This window comes from Shewanella sp. cp20 (assembly GCF_000832025.1).
Classification (GTDB): Bacteria; Pseudomonadota; Gammaproteobacteria; order Enterobacterales; family Shewanellaceae; genus Shewanella.
In genome coordinates, this window is sequence record NZ_JPII01000048.1 from 291,412 (window position 1) to 299,776 (window position 8,365).

The following is an 8,365-nucleotide window of genomic DNA, read 5'->3' on the forward strand; positions in this document are numbered from 1 at the left end:
CCTACGATTGGAGTCGACCCGATGACTTGGTTGGCTCTGATGACGCGGGTAAACGCGTCGCCACCGCCGCCTCACCCGCCATAGGCTCGGCAATCACCACGAAACGCTGGCGGCTCTGCCCGCCTAAGCTATCGAAGGGGTAGCAGGTCACTAAGGTCAGGCGCAGGGCATCTTCCTGAGCCAGCAGCGCCGTATCTTGCTCATCCACCACCTGAGTCCCCAGCACGCGATAATTCACTACCTGCGCCGAGGCGTCCTGCAGGGTGATCACCTGCCCCGGGTAGATCCCCTCTAGCCTGGCAAAATGGGTATCCCTGTGACCGGCAATGACCGTATTGCCCCAGTGATTGATCTGATTATCCGCCAGGATCGCGGCAGGCCCGAAGGCCAGATTGCGCCCCGAGGCGCCTGCCAGCACATAGAGGGGCGCACCGCGGCGCCGCCCCTGCTCGTCGGCAAAATGCAATTTAGCTATCGGATAGGTATCGGCCCAGCTCCATGGCTTGTGGGCTTGACGGTCCGCTAGGGTTCTATCCCATGCCCGCTCAATGAGGAACTGAGCAAAATGTGCCTTGGCTTGCATATAACCTCCTTTAAAGATCAGTGTCATGGCCGCCATCAGTGCGGTCAACAGCAGGACATGCCTGAGTCCCAGGCGTCTGCGACGATTCATCATCAGGCCTCCTGGCGTCTGCGCCACAGCCCCTGCAAGCAGGGAAGGTAACTCACCCAATAGGCGCCGATCAGCAGCAACATCATGGCCCCCAGCGCCAGATAGAGACGGCTCTCGGTAGCGGTTTGCGGCCACTGAGATTGCACAGGCATAGGTGCGGGTTTAAACAGCTCCAAGGCGTCCATCGCTTCGGGACGTGAAGGGGTTTTATCCACCGCCACCAGGCTGGTGTAAGGGCTGACCAGGTGATAATCCATCGCCAGTCGGGTGACACGCTCTTTTATTGCGGCTTGGTTCTGCACATTCTTGCTCAGTTGCAGGCTGGCAATTTGATTACGCGCCCAGATAAGATCGATTCCCCTGGGCTTCTCGCCCCCCACCAAGGCCAAACGACGCTGCCAGTGCTTGCCATCGAGATCGCCCGAGATGATCAGGGCATCGCTTCGGGCTCGTTCAGCAGGGGTTAACCTCATCGCTACCATGATGGGCTCATGGGCATAGAGATCGCCGATCTGTACCGGCCAGTAGTCGGGAATAGAGCCATCATCCAGGGTCAGCGTCACATCGCTTATTTGAGGCGATTCAATTTTTTCCAGCAGCTCGCCTATCTTGGCGTCCACCTCACTTATCTTGCCCACATAGGTATAGGTGCCACGTCCCGCCCTGGCGGCACGCTCCATGAAGTAGCCATTCGGCGCCGAGCCTATCCCTACGGTAAACAGGCGCTGATGTCCGATATTGGCAGCGATTAGCGCAAACAGCGACGCCTCGTTGCCCACGGCGCCATCGGTAATAAACACCACCTGCTTCAACCGCTCGGCTCTCCCCGATGAAGCAATGGACGAAACGCCTGTGTCCGGCTGACTCAGTGCCCGCAGCAGCGCCGGCGCCATCTCGGTGCCGCCATCGGCCTCAAGACTCTGCACGAACAGGTTGGCCTTGCCCAGGTTTGCGGCGGTGGCCGAAAGCGCCACCGGCGACAGGCTACGCACGCTGCTGTCAAAGGCGATCACATTGAAGGTGTCCTGACTACTCAGCCCGGCTAAGGCATTTAAGATAGCCGACTTGGCCTGAGCGATAGAGTCGCCGCTCATGGAGCCCGAGGTGTCGATGACCAAAGTTAACTCTCTTGGCAGACGCAGGCGTGCCTTATCCTGAGGCGGCATCAGCATGACCAGGGCGTAGCTGTCTTTCTGAGCAAGTTTTTGCATGCCTTGTTCATCGCTCTGCGCCTCATCATTACCAGCGGCAGAAACGGTTAGCTGCCGATGTGTCTTGCCAAGCTGAGCAAACATCACGGCGCTCGGCTGCTCCGCAAGCTGTGGGCGCCACTTGAGCAGAAAGTCTCTGTCAGGCCTGAGGCTAGAGGTGAGATTCAGGCCTATCTTGGTGCCGCCAAGCTGAGTCTGGCGCATCTGATGATAAGGGGTCTCCAGACGAGCGATCGCCATGCCGGCATCCAGCACCACATCCAGATAGAGCTTCTGCTCGTCAGGTGCCGTGCCCACAGAAGTTGCCATATGCGGCGACTCCTCATTAACCGCGCCTGATTCATGGTCTAAGTTTTGCGCCTTACCCTTGGGGAAGTATCTCGGGGTGATGGCCGTAGGAAAACGCAGGCTAAACTCGCCATCTTGATAGCGCACCTGCTGTTGATAGGCGATCTCAACGACCAACGCCTCTCCCGGCCCTAGGTTCGCCACCTCAGAGGTAAAGATATTGGGTCTTTGCTGGCTCACCAGGCTCGCCTTCTTGCCCTCTACTTTGGCCTGCTCGAAGGTTTGTCTGGCCACCTCCTTGGGCTGGATCTCACCGACGATCACCCGCTGACCAATATGCAACTTAAGGCTGTCGACCGCCGCATCATGGGGGAGCGGGAACTGATAGCGGCCATTAAGCCAGTGGGCAGTGTCGTTGACAAACACCTGCTTCACCGACACCCGGTTGATCCAGCCGGAGATGTTCATCTGCACCTGGGTATCCACCGCTAGCGCCGTCGCCGGCAGGCCACTGCCCAATTGAACGCCATTTAGACGATACTCGAGCACGCCCTGCCCCAGAGTAGGTTCGTCGGCTGCCGGCAGGTCAAAATGATGCAGCTGCTCGTCAAATCTGGCGCCATGCACATTAGGTTCCGATAGCTGACTCATGCGCCCAAAGGCAGGCGCCGCCGAGCCGAGCGCAGTAACACTTAACACCAAGGCGGCAAGTACCAGACGCTGGCGAGAAAAAAACGCCCCCCTCGGGGGGCAAAGGTCGGTCTGGTTCATCCTGAGATACGGGCGTGGCAACATCTTATTTCTCCTTTTACGCGTTGCTTCATGGTGCAAAATCTAGTTTGAAGCCAGGGCGGTATCGCCAGGCAGCAACTTGATGGTCACGCGGCGATCGAAGAAATCATTTTCGAAGCTCTGTTCATCCTTAACCGGTGCGCTGGCACCATAGGCTTTGGCATCGAGCCTGGCCTCATCCACGCCTTTAGCTACCAGGTAACTTCTTACCTCGGCGACGCGCTGCTCAGACAACGCCTGGTTGTAGCTGCTGTCGCCGCGTCTATCGGCGTAACCAGTCAGATCCAGCTTGAGCTGGGGCGAGATTGCCATGGCATCGGCCACCTCATCGAGCTGCCCCTTAAAGTGAGGCTCGACGGTCGAAGATCCTGTCTTAAACTGCACGTTGAGGCCTAGGGCCAGCTCTTCCAGGCGAGTGCCCTGATGTTGTCTGAGCTGAGCCAGTTCTACCTTGGCTCTTGATACTCCTGCTGCACCGTCAGCAGCGCCTCGTTTTGCTGCTTGAGCGCCATCAGGCGACTCTCCTTCTCGGCTAATGCGGCCTGCTGCTGCTTGATCTCGCTGTCGTTGGCCACCGTCTGGCCTATCATGCCACCGGTAAAGGCGCCGATAATCGCGCCCACAGGGCCGGCTACCACGGCGCCCAGCACTATGCCTGAGCCGACACCGATAAGCGCCTCTTCATCAGTCGAGCTGCTGTTTGTCGTTTGCGTCGCTTGAGTTGCGGGGGCAGCGAAAGCCATTGAGCTGCCAAATAATGAAACACTGATTAATGCGGCGATGATCTGCTTCTTCATGGGAAAATCCTCAAGTTGACATGGATGGGTTTAATCAGAACCTTGTGGTTCCTGTCGATGAGGTCATTAAACATGAGTGAAATGGCAAGTCAGGGGTACAAAAATGACGATGCGCAGACCAAATGTGGCAAGAAAATGGCATTTGCCCCGGGCCACTTTTCTCCCCGGTATTTTGCTGTATAGTCACACTCCAGAAACACTAAGCTGTAATGGATGGATCATGAAGCGTATTGCAATAGTTGAAGATGAGGCGGCTATCCGCGAGAACTACAAAGAGGTGCTGCAACAGCAAGGCTACTTTGTGCAGGCGTACGCTAATCGCCCCAGCGCCATGGAGGCCTTCAACACTCGTCTGCCTGACTTAGCGATCATCGATATCGGCCTGGAAGATGAGATAGACGGAGGCTTTACCCTGTGCCAGTCGCTCAGGGCCATGTCGAACACTTTGCCTATCATCTTTTTGACCGCCAGAGACAGTGACTTCGACACCGTCTGCGGCCTGAGACTGGGCGCCGACGACTACCTGAGCAAAGACGTCAGCTTCCCCCATCTGATCGCACGCCTGGCCGCGCTATTTAGGCGCTCGGACATCCAAAATGGCGCCAATCCGCAAGATGGCATGATAGAGCACGGTAACCTGACCATAGATGTCAACCGCATTCAGGTCTACTGGAAACAGCAGCCTATCGAACTGACGGTCACCGAATTTTGGATGGTGCACGCCCTGGCCAAGCGCCCCGGCCACGTGCGTAGCCGCCAGGCATTGATGCAAGATGCCAAGATCTATGTAGATGACAGCACCATCACCTCCCATGTGAAGCGGATCCGCAAGAAATTTATCAGCCAAGACCCTGAGTTCGATTGCATCGATACCGTCTACGGCATGGGCTACCGCTGGGATACCCAAGACTAAGCATGTTTAATCTGCCCATCGGCCTGCGCACTAAGGTCGCCATACTCTCTCTCTTCCTGCTCTGCCTGCCCTGGCTTGGCTACCAATATGTGTGGGAGATGGAAAAATACCTGCGCCACGGTCAGGAGAAGACCCTGGAGGGCACGACCCAGGCGCTAGCCACCGCCCTGCATGAACGCCCTAAGCTGTTCGACAAGCAGGCGAGTTTTCTGTCACAGGTCAAGAAGGGACGGGATCTCTACGCCTACCCGTTAACCGGCCCTATCCATCTGGACGGCAAGCTGGGCGAATGGGCCGATAATCGTCACCGCGCCCTGACCTACGGCGCCGACCATCAGCTGTTTAAGGCCGATGACGGCAAGCCGCTCAACATCCGTTTTACCCACATGGTGGGTAAGTACGCCGGTTACCTCTATGGTTATTTCGAGGTGACAGATCCTAAGGTGATCTACCGCGGCACCAACAGCCTGCGCATCGACAACAACGATCATCTGGCCATCGCCACCCTGGCGCCCGATGGCCAATTTCGCCGCTATATCGTGGCCACCATACGCGACGGCTGGATCAGCGCCTTCGAGCTTCCCGCCGATCCCCGTAAGTCACAGCCGGTCACCCCAGAGGTGCGCATCCAGGGCAAGTGGCTAAAAACCGACAAAGGCTACAATATCGAGCTGAGGATGCCGCTGGAGATGGTGGGCAGCAAGCTGGGCTTTGCCATCGTCGATGTCAACGACAGGAAGAAACGTCATGTCGAGGCGATAGTCGGCACCTCGGCCACAGATGATGTCAGCAAGCTAGGTACAGTGCTCGTGCCCTCGCCTGAGATCGAGAGCATCATCAAGGGGATGAGCCATAACAGCTCACGGATCTGGGTGGTGGACCGCCACGGCCGGGTATTGGCAAAGTCGGGCGACATCTACAGCAGCACCAACGTGTGGGCGCAGACGGCGACCGAGCAGACGCCGGATACCTTCTGGGGCCGCTTTAAGCAGCAGTTCCTGCACCCGCTCTACTATCGTATTCTGACCACACCGCCGAAGCATTTCGTCGACTCGCTCAAGGACTCTACCGTGCTGGAGGGCAGCCATATCCGCAAGGCCCTGGCCGGCCAATTTGGCTCCACCTGGCGCCTAACCCCAGACGGCAAGGCGGTGATCCTGGCGGCCGCCAGCCCTATCTGGATAGACGATGACGTGATGGGCGTGGTGATCGCCGAAGAGACCACTCACGGCATCCGCACCCTGCGTAACAAGGCGCTGGAGAAGCTGTTCAACGTCATCTTGACCATTATGAGCATGGGCACGCTGGCCCTGTTCTTCTTCGCCTCCAGCATCTCCAGCCGCATCCGTAAGCTGAGGGATGATGCCGAGCAGGCCATCGACAGCCAAGGCAGGATCAGAAAGGCGATCGTCGGCTCCAAGGTGCGCGATGAAATCGGCGATCTCAGCCGCAGCTTTGCCAGCATCGTCGGGCGCCTGAGCCAATATACCCACTATCTGGAGAATATGTCTTCACGCCTGGGCCACGAGCTGCGTACCCCGGTGGCCGTGGTGCGCTCGTCCCTCGAGCATCTCAACAGCCAGGATCTGCCGCCCCAACATCAAAAGTATGTGGACAGAGCCCACGAAGGGGTGAGCCGACTCAACATGATCCTCAACAACATGAGCGAGGCCACTCGCCTCGAAGAGGCACTGACCGATGCCGAGGTGGACAACTTCCCCCTCTCCAAGGTGGTCGCCGGTTGCATGCAGGGCTATCAGATGACCTATGCCAATCAGGTGTTTGAGCTGGAGATCGATAAGGAACCCATGACCATGCGCGGCGTTCCCGAGTATATCGCCCAGCTGATGGATAAGCTGATCGCCAACGCCATCGAGTTCAGTCAGAGCGATACGCCGATCAAGGTGTCACTCAAGGCCAAGGGCAGACAGGCGCTACTGAGTGTCAGCAATCAGGGGCCATCATTGCCTGCCAACATGGGCGAGCAGATCTTCGAGTCTATGGTATCTGTACGTGCCCAGAAGGCGCAGGACAAGCCTCACCTTGGACTCGGCCTCTATATCGCCCGCTTGGTCACCGACTTCCATAACGGCACCATTCGCGCCGAAAACCTAATGCAGGATAATCAGGCCGTCGGGGTGGTTATCCATGTCCGTCTGCCGCTAGAGGCCTAATAGGGCTCAGGACTAATAAGGCTCAGAAAAAGCGGAAACGACTCCAATAAATCTCACTTTCATTTGGCCGTATAGATGTTAAGATGGCTACACTTAGTTGCCAACACGAGAGTATGGGATGAAAAGAGAGACCAAGATAGTCAGCGTCGGCCGCGACAAGAAATGGAGTAAGGGGGTGATCAACCCGCCTGTGTTTCGCGCCTCCACCGTGGTGTTCGACACCATAGAAGAGATGCGCCACGCCACCAAGCATCGCGCCAATGGCGAGATGTTTTATGGTCGCCGCGGTACCCCTACCCACTTCGCCTTTCAGGCGGCGATTGCCGAACTCGAAGGTGGCGTCGGCACCGCCCTCTATCCCTCTGGCTCGGCGGCCATCTCAGGCGCCCTGCTCTCCTTCCTCAAGGCGGGCGATCATCTCTTGATGGTCGACACCGCCTATGAACCCACCCGGGATCTATGCGACAAGCTGCTCAAGGGCTTCGGCATAGAAACAACTTACTATGATCCCCTCATCGGCGACGGCATCGAGGCGCTTATCCGCCCTAACACCAAGGTGCTGTTTCTCGAGTCTCCAGGCTCCATCACCCTGGAGGTGCAGGATGTGCCGACCCTGAGCGCCATCGCCCACAAACATAACCTGGTGGTGATGCTGGACAACACCTGGGCATCGCCCATCAATTGTCGTCCCTTCGAGCTGGGCGTCGATATCTCGATTCAGGCGGCGACCAAATATATCGTCGGTCACTCGGATGTGATGCTGGGCACGGCCACCGCCAACCAGGCCCATTGGGACCAGCTGAGGGAAAACAGCTACCTGATGGGACAATGCACCTCGGCGGATGATATCTATCTCGCCAGCCGCGGCCTGCGCACCCTGGGCGTGCGTATGGCACAGCATGAGAAGAATGGCCTCGAGGTCGCCAACTGGCTGGCCACACGCCCCGAGGTAGATCATCTGCGTCACCCCGCCTTCGACACCTGCCCTGGACATGAATTTTTTAAGCGGGATTTCAGCGCCTCAAACGGCCTCTTCTCCTTCGTGCTCAAGCGCGGCAACATCAAGGCGATCACCGCCTTCGTGGAAAACATGCAGCACTTCAAGATGGGCTTCTCCTGGGGGGGGTACGAGAGTCTGATCCTGGGCGTCTTCGGCATCGACAAGCTGCGCACCGCCACCCAGTGGGACAGCAGCAAGCCATTGATTCGATTACATGTAGGCCTGGAAAACCCTGAAGATCTCATCAAAGATCTCGAGGCCGGTTTTGCCCGCTACAATGCGGTTTTGCAAGGCACTGCCTGTGAGGGGCCATCAGCTTAAGCCCGGTCTGAACCTAGCCCTAACCCAGCTTGTATCCATAAAAAACGCCGTCAGAGATGACGGCGTTTTTCTTCGATTAATATTGCTTGCTAATACAATTTATACCAATCACAGTAAACATGTGATCAGAAATAGCGCAGGAAAAACGCTTGAGAACAAAGCAGGATTTTTAGATAAGTAGTTATTCTACAATTAA

At 57.2% G+C, this 8,365-nt stretch carries 7 protein-coding genes; 3 read left to right on the top strand and 4 right to left on the bottom strand.

Going from position 1 to position 8,365, the window contains the following annotated elements; genetic code table 11:
• Position 1: 1 nt before the first annotated feature.
• The 4 genes from DB48_RS17185 to DB48_RS20575 are packed head-to-tail and all read right to left on the bottom strand — an operon-like array spanning position 2 to position 3,761.
• Positions 2-676, bottom strand: coding sequence for a class GN sortase (locus DB48_RS17185; protein ID WP_235375435.1), 675 nt, complete (start codon positions 674-676; stop codon positions 2-4).
• On the bottom strand, positions 676-2,967 hold the full coding sequence (locus DB48_RS17190; RefSeq protein ID WP_082035667.1) for a marine proteobacterial sortase target protein: 2,292 nt from the start codon (positions 2,965-2,967) through the stop codon (positions 676-678). The genes DB48_RS17185 and DB48_RS17190 overlap by 1 nt, the downstream gene beginning before the upstream one ends.
• 39 nt (positions 2,968-3,006) lie before the next feature.
• Positions 3,007-3,501, bottom strand: a complete 495-nt coding sequence (gene pdsO, locus DB48_RS17195) for a sortase-associated OmpA-like protein PdsO (RefSeq protein WP_327270824.1) — start codon at positions 3,499-3,501, stop codon at positions 3,007-3,009.
• Complete coding sequence (locus DB48_RS20575) at positions 3,411-3,761, bottom strand: YMGG-like glycine zipper-containing protein (protein ID WP_327270823.1); 351 nt, start codon at positions 3,759-3,761, stop codon at positions 3,411-3,413. Before DB48_RS20575 ends, pdsO begins: the two co-directional genes overlap by 91 nt.
• Positions 3,762-3,981: 220 nt before the next feature.
• Between DB48_RS20575 and pdsR the strand changes: the two genes are divergently transcribed.
• The 3 genes from pdsR to DB48_RS17210 all read left to right on the top strand — a co-directional run bounded on the left by pdsR (position 3,982) and on the right by DB48_RS17210 (position 8,169).
• Positions 3,982-4,674, top strand: coding sequence for a proteobacterial dedicated sortase system response regulator (pdsR, locus tag DB48_RS17200; protein WP_011865589.1), 693 nt, complete (start codon positions 3,982-3,984; stop codon positions 4,672-4,674).
• A gap of 2 nt (positions 4,675-4,676) precedes the next feature.
• Entirely contained in the window at positions 4,677-6,848 is a 2,172-nt protein-coding gene (pdsS, locus tag DB48_RS17205; RefSeq protein WP_041511403.1) for a proteobacterial dedicated sortase system histidine kinase, read from the top strand.
• A 118-nt stretch (positions 6,849-6,966) separates the two neighbouring features.
• On the top strand, positions 6,967-8,169 hold the full coding sequence (locus DB48_RS17210; RefSeq protein WP_041511404.1) for a cystathionine beta-lyase: 1,203 nt from the start codon (positions 6,967-6,969) through the stop codon (positions 8,167-8,169).
• Positions 8,170-8,365 lie beyond the last annotated feature (196 nt).